We start from the raw sequence: 14,066 nt of genomic DNA on the forward strand, positions 1-14,066 counted from the left end.
GGTTATCTCCTGTCCAATAATTTGAAGTGTCCGCACTGAATGGATTTTCAAGAAAAATTGTCCATTTAGGGTACCGTACCCCCGAACTAATTATACAAACCGGCAATGGTGTAGGGCAAGCTTGGGGTGCATATACTTGCAACACTATGAAATGTAAAGGAGCTTTTTAATATGGAACTTTTAAACTATAAGCTTGTAAGGCAGCCCGGTCTTCCTGGAAGAACTGCTGTGCTGCCTGAAACATGGCAAAAAGCTGAGAAGTCTATTCAGAATGTATCCTTTGGCAAATATACAGCTGAAGTAGTATCGATTTCTTTTCACGAGCACTCTTTAGAGATAGGCTTGAGCGAGAACCTCTGGAACGAATTATGTATTCCTTTTGAAGCTCACATGAGGGCTGCAGCAGTAAAAGGATGCTTGCGGCTGGGTCCGCTAGTCGGTATATTAGCTGAAGGTTTTCAGCCAGATTCTTCATCGTATTCTTCTTTTTTCGAAAACTATTTGGATGCCGGAGTTGAGGCGGGCTGCCTGCCTTTTATTTTCAGCTACAGAAATGTTCAGCCCGACAGCCGCAGAATTAACGGATGGTTTCTTAATTCTGGACAGTGGGTACAGCAAGAGGTTCCATTGCCAGATGTGGTTTATAACAAACTTCCAGACAGAAAAACAGAACAGTCTAAGCAATACCGCAGAACATTGTCGTGGCTTCGTGAACAGGGAAAAACCTCGGTTTTTAATCCTTCCTTTTTTGATAAAGGAACGGTGCATGAACACCTTTTTCAAGATGCTGATTGCAGAGTTTATTTGCCTGAAACACATTTCAATCCTTCTCTTGAAACTTTTATTGAGATGGCGGGAAAGTATGAGGAGCTTTTCGTGAAGCCAGCAGAAGGAAGCCTGGGTAAAGGGGTCGTATGCATCACAAAGAAAAGTACTGGTTTTTATTGCCGTGCGCAGCAAAAAGACAGCGTTTCTGCACATACCTATCATTCTGCTGAAAGGCTGTACAGAGCTCTTCTCGGTACAAAACCAGCATTGCTTCAGCAGGGGATAGATCTTGTACAAATTAGAGGCAGACGGACGGATTTCCGTTTTCATACGAACAAGAATAGTTCAGGTCAATGGGAAGTGAGCGCAGCTGCGGTGAAAATATGCGGAGAGTCTGTCGTTACAACACATACCGGCAATGGTGGCGAGGTTATTTCGTTCAGTGAGTTTTCAGGAAATCAGGATGCTGGGGCGAATCTTGTGAAAGAGATCGGCAAAGCGGCTCTCGTGCTGAGCCGCTGCCTAGATAAAAGATTGCCAGGTCCTATAGGCGAGATCGGGTTTGATTTTGGATTAGACAGAAAAGGAAGGGTCTGGCTGTTTGAAGCGAACGCTAAGCCGGGGCGAGGAATATTTGATCACCCGCTTCTGTCCTCACAGAAAAAACGGACATTGCAGCTTCCTTTTCAATACGCACTTTACCTGGCAGGATTTACAGGAAGTGGCCAGCCTCGGCGTGATAAATGGCTGATGAATGTAAAAAGGGAGCACAAAACAAAATAAGCATTATCTTTACTCTGGAAGGATAAACTCGTATCCTTCCTTTTTTAATTGTCTTAGCAGTTCATCAAGCACAACAGCCGTCTGCTGAAGTTCGTGGAGAAGGATGATAGAACCTTCTTCAGCATGACTTATAATATTGCTGATGATATGGTCAGGCTTCTGCTTCAATTCCCAGTCCAGACCTGCGACATCCCATAAAAATGGCCTTAACTTAAGCTTCTTTAATATTAAAAGTGTGTCGTCATTATAGCTTCCAAATGGAGGCCTGAAGAACTTTACCTGCTGTCCCGTAATGCTTTCAATCTTTCGTACACTCCCGGATATTTCTTTTTCTTGTGATTCATAAGACAGTTTTTTCAGGTCAGGATGCCGGATTGAATGGCCGCCGATCATATGCCCTTCATCCAGTACCCTTCTCCATGGCCTCTTTTCATACAGCAGGCGTGTCTGCCAAAAAAACAAAGCCTTCACATTATGGCTTTTTAAAGTGTTGAGAATTTCTCCAAGAACGCTAGAAGGGCCATCGTCAAAAGTAAGGATGAGCTGCTTGTTCACTGTAGCTCTCCATTCCTTTGCCGAAGTGATAATACGTTCATCGTTCCAGTCGTACACGACCGTTTCTGAAGTCACTCAAGGACACCTTTTCATCTTCTCCCTCCTTTATGAATGCACGTATTTCCCCTGTTTTGTCCAATAGGTTATATCATTGTATAATCATAGCAAGGATTATACGGAAAGGATACGAATGTGATGCTTGAACAGCTTAAAAAGCACTATGAAGGCAAGATTATGACAACCCCACAAAACAGTGAAGCACAGTACACTTGGCTCAAAACGCCACAGGGAGAACTCTTTGGCATCGATTTGGACGCACTTTCGGAAAGTGAATCCTCGCTGCTGCTTGCACTCTGTCAATATGAAGGCAAAATGGATAACGCGCTGTCACAGCCTGAAAACAGATGGCACCGTATTTTATTTGAAGGTGAACAATATGATGGCAGCGGCAGCTTTCGTTTCCTGCATCTATTGTTTAAAAAGCCGCTTCAAGAAATATCTTCATTAAAACAGGCGGTGCACGGCCTGTTTCCTCACTCTTCTGTATTTATCCTGCACCCTGACCAAAAGAGTGGTGTCATCATTGAACAAGAATACAGTGACAGCGATGAGGAAGCATATGCTGGGTTCAAAGAGCTGATTACTTCCGACCTTTATTTGGATGTCCAGCTTTTTGCTGGATTATGGCAGCAGGACGGAAGCGATCCTTCCATCGTTTATCAAGCAGAACGTGAAGCTTTTCAATCAGCAGCTGGAGGCCTGCCGCCTAAAGATGTGTATCGTTTCAGTGACATCATCCCGCGGCTGCTGCTGAATGATGCTGCAAGCCATACGAAGCAGGTTCTCTCCTCTCTTTTGCCTGAAGACATCCTGGAGGATAAAGAGATGGCCCAAAGCATCAAAGTTTATATTGAATCGGGGTTCAATATATCTGTCGCTGCTAAAAAATTGTACATTCACCGCAACAGCCTTCAATATCGGGTGGATCGATTTGCCGAAAGGACGGGCATTGATGTCAGGCAGTTTCATCAGGCACTGCCCGTATATTTCGCATTATTATAGAACTAGCCGGGGTACGGTACACAAGGTACCTTTACTCGGCTAGTTCTTTTCATTTGTGCAACATGCATAATGAGTGAATTGTTTTTTAGGCACTCTATCCATTTACGAAAGCCCTTTCAACGTGTAACCTTGCTTTATAACGTAAACGTTTTCATTTACGCATCGAAAGGGGTTTTTTACAGTGGCAGGTATCGCATTAAAAAATATCGTAAAACGCTATGACAATAAAGTAACAGCTGTACATGACTTTAACCTTGATATTGCTGACAAAGAATTTATCGTGTTCGTAGGTCCATCAGGTTGCGGTAAATCTACAACTCTCCGTATGATCGCTGGTCTTGAAGACATCTCTGAAGGGGATCTCGTTATCGATGGCCGTGTCGTGAACGACGTGGCACCAAAAGACCGTGATATCGCGATGGTTTTCCAGAACTATGCACTATATCCTCACATGAATGTTTATGACAACATGGCGTTCGGGCTTAAGCTGCGCAAATTCAGCAAAGAAGAAATCGACAAGCGTGTAAAAGAAGCTGCCCGTATCCTTGGTCTTGAGCAATACCTTGACCGTAAGCCAAAAGCTCTTTCCGGCGGTCAGCGCCAGCGTGTTGCACTCGGCCGTGCTATCGTCCGAGACGCGAAAGTTTTCTTGATGGATGAGCCGCTTTCTAACCTTGATGCTAAATTACGTGTACAGATGCGCGCTGAGATCACAAAGCTTCACCAGCGTCTTCAAACAACGACTATTTATGTAACGCATGACCAGACAGAAGCGATGACAATGGCGACACGCATCGTTGTAATGAAGGACGGTCTGATTCAGCAGGTTGGTTCTCCTAAAGAGGTGTATGACACACCTGAAAATATCTTCGTAGGCGGATTTATCGGAAGTCCGGCGATGAACTTCCTGAACGGAACACTTGAAGACGGCTTCTTCAATATCGGTGATGTGAAGGTTGCGATCCCTGGCGGAAAAATGAAAGTTCTTAAAGAGCGCGGCTACTTGAACAAAGAGATCGTGCTAGGTATCCGTCCTGAGGACATCCATGATGAGCCTGTGTTCCTTGAGTCATCTGCAAACACTCGCATCGAAGCAAAGATCGATGTAGCAGAATTGATGGGAGCAGAAACATTCCTATATTCTACGATTTCTGGACAAGACTTCATCGCGCGTGTTGATTCCCGCACTGATGTCGTAAACGGCCAGAATATCTCACTTGCGTTAGATATGAATAAAGCGCACTTCTTCGATAAAGAAAGCGAGCTTCGCATTCGCTAAATCATCCAAGCTGCCCTGAATGTAGGGCAGCTTTTTATTTATTATCTTTTCTAAAAAATGTTGTTGCTTAGGAATGATTTGTTTTGTAAGAAGGTTCAGCGGAATTGCCTTTAAAAACTTCAATGCCTAAACCTGATAAATGTTTCCATTTTTCATTCAATTGCTTTGGCTGATTATTATCGCATTTGCTCGATCATCTTGAATCCATAATTAATACAGTTGATCGTAGTGAAAGGTGCCGACTCCTGCGGGACAAGCGGTCAGGTGAGACACTCAATGGCGCGTAGCGGCGAGTGGCTCACCGCCTGCCCCGCGGAAAGCGTGCCCCTAAAACGGAGATCAACTTCTTCTCTGATTTCTTTAAAAGCAACAAAGTTTTCGAAAATTCATTAACACTGAATTTTGAATGAAACTGGGACCTTCTTCTCTTTTACGTAAAATCTGGAGAAAAAATCCCAACTTCGGGAATGATGAATAATAATTGACATTCCCATCTTTCTCTCATTAAAATAGAGGAATTCGGATACGTTTTATCGGAATTAAAATAATAACACCTCAGGAGGTACATACAATGAAAAAGTGGCTCTTTATGCTTCTTACAGCAGTGCTGCTGACTGGTGCTCTTGCTGCATGCGGAACATCAGAAAAGAAAGAAGGCGGAAAGGAAAAAGGCGGCGTTCTTACAATTGGAACGGAAGCAACTTATCCTCCTTTCTCCTACCGTGATAAGAAAACGAATGAAATTACAGGCTACGATGTTGAAGTGGCTAAAGAAGTGGCTAAGCGTCTTGATATGAAAGCGAAATTTGTTCCGACAGAATGGAAGAATATGTTTACTTCACTTGACTCCAAACGATTCGACATGGTTGCAAACCAAGTTACAATCACAGACGAACGCAAAGGACAATATGACTTTTCAACACCTTACACAGTTTCGGGTGGAAAAGTTATCGTTAATAAGAAAAACAAAGACATTAAAGGCATTGAAGATTTAAAAGGAAAGACAGTCGGTACAACACAAGGAAGCAACTATGCAGCCGAAGCAGAAAAAGCTGGTGCAGACTTAAAATTTTATAAAGGAATCGCTCAAGTTCTTACTGACTTGAATGTAAACCGCGTTGACGCAGCGATGAACGATGAACTGTTTATCCTCACTGAGTTAAAGAAAACCGATTACAAAGTCAAAGCAGTCGGCGAACCGTTCAACGAGAACGAAATGGCATTTGCATTCCTAAAAGGAAACAAAGATCTTGTGAAGAAGGTCGATAAAGCACTTGCTGAGATGAAAGAAGACGGTACGTTAGAGAAGATTTCAAAAAAATATTTTGGTGAAAATGTAAGTGAATAAGTCACTAGAATATATGGCGGACTCCCTCCCCTATTTGCTGGAGGGAGCACGTCTTACCGTTATCCTGAGTGTGGCATCAATTTTCGGTGCACTCGTGTTCGGTCTTGTGATCGCCCTTTTTAGGATGTCATCCAATCCGCTGCTTTCAAACTTCGCCAAGCTTTATATTTCTTTTTTCAGGGGAACGCCTCTGCTCATCCAGCTTCTTATTTTTTACAACGGCTTTACTTTTTTGTTCATAGTTGAAGGCTGGCAGGCGGCACTTGCAGGATTAATCATGCATTTCAGCGCTTATATTGCTGAATCCTACCGCGGAGCTATCCAGTCAATCGATGATGGGCAATGGGAAGCCGCCTACTCTCTTGGAATGAACCGATACATCACGTTTAAAGAGGTCATCTTTCCTCAGGCGTGGAGAGTATCTATTCCATCAGTATGGAATTCACTCATTGATATCGTAAAGGCTTCTTCACTCGCTTCGGTCATCACCGTGCCGGAACTTACATTGATCGCTGACCAGCGCAGCGCTTCAAGCCTTATTGTTCTTCCGATCCTGCTAGAAGCAGCTCTCATATATTGGATCCTTACCATTGTTCTTGACTACATCCGAGTAGTTATGGAAAAAAGATACCTTATAAAATCATAAAAAAAGCTCTGTTCACGCAAACTAGAACAGAGCTTTTTTGTATATTAATCCCATTCATTTATAAAAAACAATACTTCCTGCTGACACGAATGGCAGTAGAAAATATGCGGGCACTGGCGGTCTCTTTCATCTGCTGGAAATCCGTCTTCCAGCTTCAGGCCGTCAATCTCCATATATGGACTGTAGTCATCGTAAAAATCAGAAACTTTTCCTTTGTCTTCTGTCTCTGACCCGCACTCAGGACAGCGGATCGCAGCAGTATGTAACAGATTGCAAAGCGGGCAAACGGACACAAAAAGCACCTCATTTTAAACAGTTGTTTAATTAAAAGGGATGGATTGCTCCATCCCTTACAGCCATGATTATAGAGTTATCGTTGTCCGCCAAATTGCTGTTGAGCCATTTGAACTAGACGCTTCGTGATCTCACCACCAACTGATCCGTTAGCGCGAGCAGTTGCATCTGGTCCTAATTGGACACCGAACTCGGAAGCGATTTCGTATTTCATCTGGTCGATAGCTTGCTGAGCTCCAGGTACGACTAATTGGTTTGAGCTTTTGTTGTCTGCCATGTGTATCACCTCCTTGGTCATATTGTGTGTCATTCCTTGGTCCATATGCAGCCGCAGCGCTGGCAATATATAGTCCCTCTGCCATGGTACTTGTTGGGGGTACGGTACCATTTCACTTCAAAGTGCGTTATCTATGCTTTTTTTCGAAATGGTACCGTACCCCCCTCATCCCTGCAATGCACAAAAACACTTTACATTTCATGATAACGCGCTATAATGTCTATATGTTTAAACTTTTAAACCAATGGAGGATACTATAAATGAATTCACAAACAGTATTGATTACAGGAGCTTCTTCAGGGATCGGCTTATCTTTTTCTGAGATGTTCGCCCAGCAGGGTTACTCTTTAGTTCTGACTGCCAGGAATGATGCAAGACTGATGGAAATCGCTGAACAGCTTCAAACAAAATATAACGTACATGTTAAGACCATCGCGCAGGATTTGAGTCTCTCTCAAGCACCCGCCCTTCTTGCAGCTGAGCTGGATGCCCAAAACATCACAATAGATATTTTGATCAACAACGCAGGCTTTGCTGCATATGGTCCGTTCACAGACACTAAATGGGAAGAAGAACGGGACATGATCACTGTAAACATTACTGCTCTTACTGAGCTTACGAAGCGTCTTCTTCCTGGAATGGTCAGCCGCAACAAAGGAAAAATATTGAATGTCGCCTCAACTGCAGCGTTCCAGCCAGGACCGCTCATGGCCATTTATTATGCAACGAAAGCTTACGTGCTTTCATTCTCAGAGGCGTTAAGCTACGAACTGAGGAACACGAACATTACCGTTACAGCTCTTGCCCCTGGTGCAACATCCACTAATTTCGAGAGCAGAGCTAACTTAGGTGAATCCCGATTATTTAAATCAGGAGCGATGAGTGCAGATGAGGTGGCACGTGCAGGGTTTAACGCACTAATGCAAGGTAAGCGCCTTGTAATCCCTGGCGCCAAAAACAAGCTTCTCGCATCTGTTGTACGTTTTCTCCCTCGAAAAACAGTCTTAAAGATCGTCCACTACGTACAGGACAAAGCATAATATTGTCGAAATATACAGCAGGGGAAACCTGCTGTTTTCTTTTTTAGCGCGTTTCTGCATAGAGTTAATCAAGGGGGTGTTTTTTTGAACAAAAAATGGATTCATCATGAAGGGAAAAAGTGGGTCAATGAAGGGATCGTGACTGAGGAGCAGGCTCAGCGAATAGCCGCACTTTATCCAGAGGAAAGCAATAAAAAGATAACCGGCCTTCTTCCATTATTCGGCTCACTGCTTATCGGACTCAGCATCCTTTCTTTTATTGCTTCGAACTGGGATGGAATTACACCGCTGTTCCGGCTTTTAATTATTGCATTAATTCTTGTTGGTTTCTATACGGCAGGTGAGCGTTATCTTGCCAAGGGTCAGAAAAGCTTAGGAAACAGCTTAATCATACTCGGAATCATCTCTTTCGGTGCTGGCATCATCCTGCTCGGCCAGACGTTTAACCTTATTTCATATGATGCCAGGCTGTTTGTGTTATGGTCTCTCGCCGCTCTTTACTACTTGTACCGTGAAAAGCAGCGAATTTTTTATTTAGTTGCTTTAGTACTGATCGGGTATGGACAGTTTAATTCGTTCAGCGAGTTCAATTCTTTCAGCTATGTTCTGTTCATCCTCTTTGCCGCTGGAATCGGCTGGTACACGTACAAAGCCAATATCAGCGCGTACAACTGGATTTTCAGCTTTGGGTTTTCGCTTCAAGCACTTTTGTTCTTTATCGATATGGATTGGAACCTTTTCTGGCTGCTGCTTTTTTTCACAGGTGTTTATGCATTGTTTGACCTTGTTGAAAACCACCCATGGAAACGCCCATTTCAGCAGACAGCTGTCATTACAGGTCTTATATTCGCCTATTTTTTATATTTCACATTAACGAACAATTGGAACGACAACCTCTCTTATCCTAATGAAATACTTTATTTACTGTTGTTTATTGCTGCATCAGGACTATCTGTCTATGGCAAACGGAGAAACGGAAACATGCTGGTCATTTGGGAGCTGCTCATCTTTGTCCCGCTGTTCCTTCTCACTGCAGCACTTTCCCAATTTGTAACGGGCATCGTGTATTTGGTCATGCTCTTTATCTTTTCTGGCTTAATGCTTGAATACGCTTATAAAACAGAAAACAGGCGCCGCATGAATGCTGGTATCTTTTTATTCCTTGTTGTAACGCTGATGGCCTATTTCAATCTTGCATGGGCGTTCCTGCCAAAGTCGCTCTTCTTCCTGATCGGCGGATTGCTGCTTTTCGGATTAAACGCCATTTTGCAGCGTAAGAAAAAAGAAATGCTGAATGGAGGCGGTAAGTGATGAAAAAATTGTCATGGAAACTGGCCGTTGCCATTCAGCTCGCCGTCCTTCTCTTAATCGCAGGCAGTTATTATGCTGCAGACATGTTTGGACGGGAGATCGCTATCAAGACAAAACCAGTCGATCCTAGTGATATTCTTTATGGAGACTATGTGATATTAAATTACGATATAAGCGAAGTGGATACGAGCATGTGGCCGGGGGAATGGGAGCATAACGATAAAACGGTCTTTGTTACGCTAACTGAAAAGGACGGGATATATTCTGTAAAAGAATTGAGTAAAAACCGTCCGGATGTGGACGGTTCTGACGTTGTTCTGAAAGCGAATGCTTATCCGAGCTGGAACGGCACAAAGGATACTATCGGGCTTCAATATGGGCTTGAGCGTTTTTATGTAGAAGACAACACTGGAAAAGCACTTGAAGAAAAGGCTGGAGATCTTACAGCTATCGTAAAAGTAGCGCCATGGGGCCAAGTAAAGCTTGTTGAGTTAAAAGACTAACGTTTAATCTCTTTGTTTGTTTATTCTCCACTTTTCGGGGAACATTGAACATAGAGGTGAAAAACTATGTCGGAAACTAAAATTATTGAAATGAAGGATTACCTGAATAGCTGGGCCGGACAGCAAATATCAATCCGCAAAGAAGAAGCGGGTGACTTGGATCAGATCACTATCTCACTTGAAGAAGCCACTTTCGAACAGCGGGACGCCGAAGACGAATACTTAGGTGACCATATTCTGTTCCTTCATGGCCGTGCATACAGTACGGGTGAGGGAAGCCAAGTTGAACTTCCTTCTGTAATGTATGAAGTGCCACTCGACGGCATAAACGATGTGAGGCTTGATAATAGTATCATCACCTTCCAGACGAACCGGGCACAATATGCGATCAGTATTAATTAAATAAAAGGGTCAGCAGGAAATTGGATTTCCTGCTGACCCTTTTTTTATTCCATGCTTCCCGCCATTTCAGCTAGTGAGTCCGCCGAAGAGGCAATCTGACCTGCCGCGCCGGCCAAGTCATCGATCACTCGTGCCATCCCTTCTATTTCGGCTTGCAGCATCCCGCTCTTACTTCTGCTCACTTCCATTTTTCCGCTGATATCATGAAAAAATGAGGTGATTTCCCCTGAATCTGCTACACTTTCTTTTACAATCTCCTGAATACGATTCAATGAACGAGATACTTTTTCGATGCGTTCGTTTGTGATCAAAACAATTTCCGCTACACCTGTAACAGATGTTTTAGTTTGTTCAGAAAGCTTTCTTACCTCCTGGGCGACGATCGAGAACCCTTTGCCCGCTTCACCTGCCCTCGCTGCTTCAATAGCAGCATTCAGCGAAAGCAGATTGGTCTGTTCAGCTATGTCCTTAACGATATCCACAACACTCCGTATTTGATCGGTTGCCTCTTCGAGCAGCTGCATTTCTTCAGCAATCTGAATCGTACGTTCTTTAACTGAAGAAACTTTTTCCATATGCAGACTCAGTCTTTTCTTCCCTTCAAGTGACTGAACGCCTGCTTCTGCTGCTGTTTCATTGCTGTCTTTAGCAAAACCGACAACACTCTCTGCCTGAGCTGATAACTCTTGCAGGGATGCATTTGTCTCTTGCGAAATCGCAGCTAATTCATCTACTGACATACTTACTTTTTGCCGGATTTTTTGTTTTTCATATTCATGCTGTTCACGCTGTTTAGCCTGCTCCTGTTCAAATGCCTCTAGAACAAGCTGCTGTTCAAAATTTAATATTTTCGTCACGGCTGCTGCTGCAGTATGGTAATCGTCTTTATCGTTAAAGTGCAGACTGATTACGTTTAAAATGCTCAAAAGCATATCCTGAAACGATGATATGTACCATTTCGGCTCAAGGCCGATCTTAAAATGTATTTCTGCAATAAACTTTCTTTTCACTGCGTATTGCTCGTTGATTGATCCCTCAAACATCTCTTGAATGTGCCGGTTGAGCGTCACCTTCAGCCGCTGAACAGAACTGTGCTTCTCAATAATCTTCATAAGCTTAGGTTCATGTTCAATATTTTTGTAAAATCGGCTGACAATCTGATCTATATGCTGTGAAATAAAAGGCTGCAGCTGTTTTGCAGCTGCCAGATCCTCCGTCGTTAACGAAATCATTTTAAGCTGTTTTTGCAGATCACTGTTCTCCGGCAAGCGTATAACCGCTTTATCACGATTTAAAGCAGCTATTTCCTTTAAACTCGGCATTTTCTCTTTTGGCGTTATAAACGATAAGATGGACAACTATTTCTCCTCTTTTCTAAGAAGCTTCAACCTTACAGTAAAGCAACGCACAAAATAATGGTGTGATATAAATCACTTGACTAATCAAAAATAAGCCAAAACTCCTGTTTTCTCATAAAAAAGTTTCCTGAAAGAAGACAAGGGTATTTTTAATCTATGAATAAACAGCAGCACACACTCTTAAAAATCAGGAGGAGATTCGCATGACATTTTATCGAAAACTTTTAGTTGGAAGCCTTGCAGCGATGTTGACTTTAGGCGGAGTGACAGCCTGCGGAGATGGTGTGGACCAAGATAATGGTGTAGATGATGGAGAAAAGAACGATGAAATGGATGATAAAAATAAGGAAACAAACTAAAAAGCAATAAGAGGAGAAGCGTCATAGCCGCTTCTCCTCTTTCTTTTTTAGCTTACTGCTTTTTTATTCTTTTCACCGTTTCCCTGCTGAATCTGATACATCTGATAGTAGCGCCCTTTGTTTTCCATCAGTTCATCATGGTGTCCGCGCTCAACGATCACACCTCGGTCAAGAACAAGGATTTGATCAGCGTTCTTGATGGTAGACAATCGGTGGGCGATGATAAATGTCGTTCTTCCTTTCTTAAGAACATCCAGTGCTTCTTGAATAACAGCTTCGGTTTCTGTATCAATGCTTGCCGTCGCTTCATCTAAAATGAGAATGGATGGATTAAAAGCTAACGCACGAGCAAAGGATATCAGCTGACGCTGCCCGGATGACAATGTGCTGCCTTTTTCGATCACCGGTTCATCCAATCCTTTTGGCAGGTTTTCAATAAATGGCATCGCCCCTACGTCGGTAAGAGCCTTTTCCACCATTTCGCGTGTGATGGACGGGTCATTCAAGCTGACGTTACTTGCAATCGTACCGGAAAAAAGGAACGGATCCTGCAGCACGATACCCATATGCTGACGCAGCTCCTGCTTCGACATCGCCATGATGTCACGGCCATCTATCGTGATTTTGCCTTCCTTGATATCATAAAAACGGAACAGAAGATTCATAATAGAGCTCTTGCCGGAGCCCGTGTGTCCGACAAGGGCTACCGTTTCACCTTGAGCTGCATCGAATGAAATGTTTTTCAGTACTTTTTCATCTTTCACGTAGCTGAAAGACACATTTTCAAACGACACATTTCCGGTATAACGCCCTGGGTCGCGGCGTACCACTTTCATTCCAGGTTCATCTAACAGCACGAAAACGCGTTCAGCTGAAACGAGTGCCTGCTCGAGCTGAGCAAGCTGGTTGACCATCCCTGTTACCGGATGGAATAGACGGTTCAAATAATCTACAAATGCGTACAATACGCCGATAGAAATGGCGGATCCTACACCGAGCGCCTGCCCGCCGAAGTACCAGATGAACGCCATGAATGCAAGATTCTTAAGCAGCAGTACAAGGTTATGTCCTGTCATCGCATTCAAACTGAGCAATTTTCTTTGGTACGTGAAATAATCGGTGTTCATTGCTTCAAATTCTTTTTGTGTTTCCTTCTGACGCTTGAACGCTTGAATAATCGTCATTCCGTTGATCGATTCGTTAATCATTGCATTGATGTCAGACAATACCGATCGAATCTTATGGTTGTACGCGGAGGCAAACTTTCTGTATACCTTGATCCAAATAAGCAGAATCGGTACGAGCACAAGACAGATGGATGCTAGTCTTGCATCCAGAAGGAACAATGCAGTGAAGATTCCTGTCAGGTAGATGATGCCTGTAAAGAAGTTGGCAAGCACGTTTATAAACAGATCTTTGATCGATTCAGTATCGTTCGTGATGCGAGCAACAATTTTGCCTGCAGGCTGATTATCAAAATATGTGATCGGAACTCGCTGAACCTGAGCGAACACATCCTGTCGTATCTTTTTAATAACCAGGTTGGAAGAACGCTGCAGCATAAATCGCTGTCCGTACTGGAAAAAGCCAGCGAAGATCAGAAGCGCTAGATAGAAGCCCATCAGCTTAAGAATTCCTTTTATTTCGGGCTTGTAGAATGGAAATACTTCCTTAATGGTTAGTTTTTCTGCTTCATATGCCGTTTGTTTTTCTTTAAAACTGAAGATTACTTGGTTGTTCTCGTACTTCCTGTCACCTTCTTTCGCGGTGATTTTCTCATTAACAAAATAATAAGAGCGCCCGATCTGTACGATATTCGCTTCAGGACCTTTCTTCTCCCCATCTTCAAAATAATCGGATCGCTTATAAGTCGTTCCTTTATATTCAGCTGTATAGCTGTCTTTGTTTTCTGTTTCATGCCATGTGCGCTCGATGCCGAGAATGTGGTCATCGATCAATGTTTTGGCGATGAATGGTCCGGTTAATTCAGCCGCCACCGCTACTGCAAGCATGAACAGGCCGAGCATAAAGCTCTTTTTATATATTAAGGCGTATTGAAACAGTCGTTTTCCGACGTTCAT

General features: G+C 43.2%; 15 protein-coding genes. 10 read left to right on the forward strand and 5 right to left on the reverse strand.

Translation table 11 applies throughout. The annotated features are described in order from the left end of the window. Positions 1–171 precede the first annotated feature (171 nt). Positions 172–1,551, forward strand: coding sequence for a YheC/YheD family endospore coat-associated protein (locus tag CGZ90_RS14980; RefSeq protein ID WP_094253342.1), 1,380 nt, complete (start codon positions 172–174; stop codon positions 1,549–1,551). Between the two features lie 9 nt (positions 1,552–1,560). Here CGZ90_RS14980 and CGZ90_RS14985 read toward each other — a convergent pair whose 3' ends face one another. Continuing rightward, positions 1,561–2,181 (reverse strand): polysaccharide deacetylase family protein, encoded by a 621-nt coding sequence (locus CGZ90_RS14985; protein ID WP_094253343.1) that lies wholly within the window; start codon positions 2,179–2,181, stop codon positions 1,561–1,563. Positions 2,182–2,301: 120 nt separating this feature from the next. On the opposite strand from CGZ90_RS14985, the gene CGZ90_RS14990 reads away from it, so the two are divergent. From CGZ90_RS14990 to CGZ90_RS15005, 4 genes are all read left to right on the forward strand, one after another. Continuing rightward, complete coding sequence (locus CGZ90_RS14990; protein ID WP_094253344.1) at positions 2,302–3,168, forward strand: PucR family transcriptional regulator; 867 nt, start codon at positions 2,302–2,304, stop codon at positions 3,166–3,168. 181 nt (positions 3,169–3,349) lie between these two features. Continuing rightward, positions 3,350–4,447 (forward strand): ABC transporter ATP-binding protein, encoded by a 1,098-nt coding sequence (locus CGZ90_RS14995; RefSeq protein ID WP_094253345.1) that lies wholly within the window; start codon positions 3,350–3,352, stop codon positions 4,445–4,447. A gap of 571 nt (positions 4,448–5,018) precedes the next feature. Beyond that, positions 5,019–5,795 (forward strand): transporter substrate-binding domain-containing protein, encoded by a 777-nt coding sequence (locus CGZ90_RS15000; RefSeq protein ID WP_094253346.1) that lies wholly within the window; start codon positions 5,019–5,021, stop codon positions 5,793–5,795. Next, on the forward strand, positions 5,788–6,441 hold the full coding sequence (locus CGZ90_RS15005) for an amino acid ABC transporter permease (RefSeq protein ID WP_094253347.1): 654 nt from the start codon (positions 5,788–5,790) through the stop codon (positions 6,439–6,441). Before CGZ90_RS15000 ends, CGZ90_RS15005 begins: the two co-directional genes overlap by 8 nt. A 44-nt stretch (positions 6,442–6,485) precedes the next feature. Here CGZ90_RS15005 and CGZ90_RS15010 read toward each other — a convergent pair whose 3' ends face one another. Beyond that, the gene (locus CGZ90_RS15010) at positions 6,486–6,734 is read right to left on the reverse strand and encodes a hypothetical protein (RefSeq protein ID WP_094253348.1); all 249 of its coding nucleotides are present in this window, start codon (positions 6,732–6,734) and stop codon (positions 6,486–6,488) included. Between the two features lie 77 nt (positions 6,735–6,811). After that, positions 6,812–7,012, reverse strand: coding sequence for an alpha/beta-type small acid-soluble spore protein (locus CGZ90_RS15015; protein WP_094253349.1), 201 nt, complete (start codon positions 7,010–7,012; stop codon positions 6,812–6,814). Between the two features lie 260 nt (positions 7,013–7,272). Here CGZ90_RS15015 and CGZ90_RS15020 point away from each other — a divergent pair, with 260 nt between their 5' ends. The 4 genes from CGZ90_RS15020 to ymzB all read left to right on the forward strand — a co-directional run bounded on the left by CGZ90_RS15020 (position 7,273) and on the right by ymzB (position 10,268). Next, positions 7,273–8,052, forward strand: a complete 780-nt coding sequence (locus tag CGZ90_RS15020; RefSeq protein ID WP_094253350.1) for an SDR family NAD(P)-dependent oxidoreductase — start codon at positions 7,273–7,275, stop codon at positions 8,050–8,052. An 84-nt stretch (positions 8,053–8,136) separates the two neighbouring features. Beyond that, positions 8,137–9,363 (forward strand): DUF2157 domain-containing protein, encoded by a 1,227-nt coding sequence (locus CGZ90_RS15025; RefSeq protein ID WP_165766873.1) that lies wholly within the window; start codon positions 8,137–8,139, stop codon positions 9,361–9,363. Continuing rightward, a complete protein-coding gene (locus tag CGZ90_RS15030) occupies positions 9,363–9,866 on the forward strand; it encodes a GDYXXLXY domain-containing protein (protein WP_094253352.1) in 504 nt (167 codons plus the stop codon). Before CGZ90_RS15025 ends, CGZ90_RS15030 begins: the two co-directional genes overlap by 1 nt. Positions 9,867–9,932: 66 nt before the next feature. Then, positions 9,933–10,268: a protein YmzB gene (gene ymzB / locus CGZ90_RS15035; protein ID WP_094253353.1), complete on the forward strand. Its 336-nt coding sequence runs from the start codon at positions 9,933–9,935 to the stop codon at positions 10,266–10,268. A 44-nt stretch (positions 10,269–10,312) separates the two neighbouring features. On the opposite strand, the gene CGZ90_RS15040 is transcribed toward ymzB, so the two are convergent. Then, positions 10,313–11,626, reverse strand: a complete 1,314-nt coding sequence (locus CGZ90_RS15040) for a globin-coupled sensor protein (protein ID WP_094253354.1) — start codon at positions 11,624–11,626, stop codon at positions 10,313–10,315. A gap of 203 nt (positions 11,627–11,829) precedes the next feature. Here CGZ90_RS15040 and CGZ90_RS20790 point away from each other — a divergent pair, with 203 nt between their 5' ends. After that, positions 11,830–11,985 (forward strand): hypothetical protein, encoded by a 156-nt coding sequence (locus tag CGZ90_RS20790; RefSeq protein ID WP_165766874.1) that lies wholly within the window; start codon positions 11,830–11,832, stop codon positions 11,983–11,985. A gap of 47 nt (positions 11,986–12,032) precedes the next feature. Here the strand turns inward: CGZ90_RS20790 and CGZ90_RS15045 are convergent, their stop codons facing one another. Then, a complete protein-coding gene (locus CGZ90_RS15045; RefSeq protein ID WP_094253355.1) occupies positions 12,033–14,066 on the reverse strand; it encodes an ABC transporter ATP-binding protein in 2,034 nt (677 codons plus the stop codon).

This window comes from Fictibacillus aquaticus, from assembly GCF_002245695.1.
Classification (GTDB): domain Bacteria; phylum Bacillota; class Bacilli; order Bacillales; family Fictibacillaceae; genus Fictibacillus; species Fictibacillus aquaticus.

Excerpts from the sequence above, each read along its gene's own strand:
- CGZ90_RS14980 (WP_094253342.1), top strand. The coding sequence starts at position 172 with ATGGAACTTTTAAACTATAAGCTTGTAAGGCAGCCCGGTCTTCCTGGA.
- CGZ90_RS14990 (WP_094253344.1), top strand. The coding sequence starts at position 2,302 with ATGCTTGAACAGCTTAAAAAGCACTATGAAGGCAAGATTATGACAACC.
- CGZ90_RS15000 (WP_094253346.1), top strand. The coding sequence starts at position 5,019 with ATGAAAAAGTGGCTCTTTATGCTTCTTACAGCAGTGCTGCTGACTGGT.
- CGZ90_RS15015 (WP_094253349.1), bottom strand. The coding sequence starts at position 7,012 with ATGGCAGACAACAAAAGCTCAAACCAATTAGTCGTACCTGGAGCTCAG.
- CGZ90_RS15020 (WP_094253350.1), top strand. The coding sequence starts at position 7,273 with ATGAATTCACAAACAGTATTGATTACAGGAGCTTCTTCAGGGATCGGC.
- CGZ90_RS15030 (WP_094253352.1), top strand. The coding sequence starts at position 9,363 with ATGAAAAAATTGTCATGGAAACTGGCCGTTGCCATTCAGCTCGCCGTC.
- ymzB (WP_094253353.1), top strand. The coding sequence starts at position 9,933 with ATGTCGGAAACTAAAATTATTGAAATGAAGGATTACCTGAATAGCTGG.
- CGZ90_RS20790 (WP_165766874.1), top strand. The coding sequence starts at position 11,830 with ATGACATTTTATCGAAAACTTTTAGTTGGAAGCCTTGCAGCGATGTTG.
- CGZ90_RS15045 (WP_094253355.1), bottom strand. The coding sequence starts at position 14,066 with ATGAACGTCGGAAAACGACTGTTTCAATACGCCTTAATATATAAAAAG.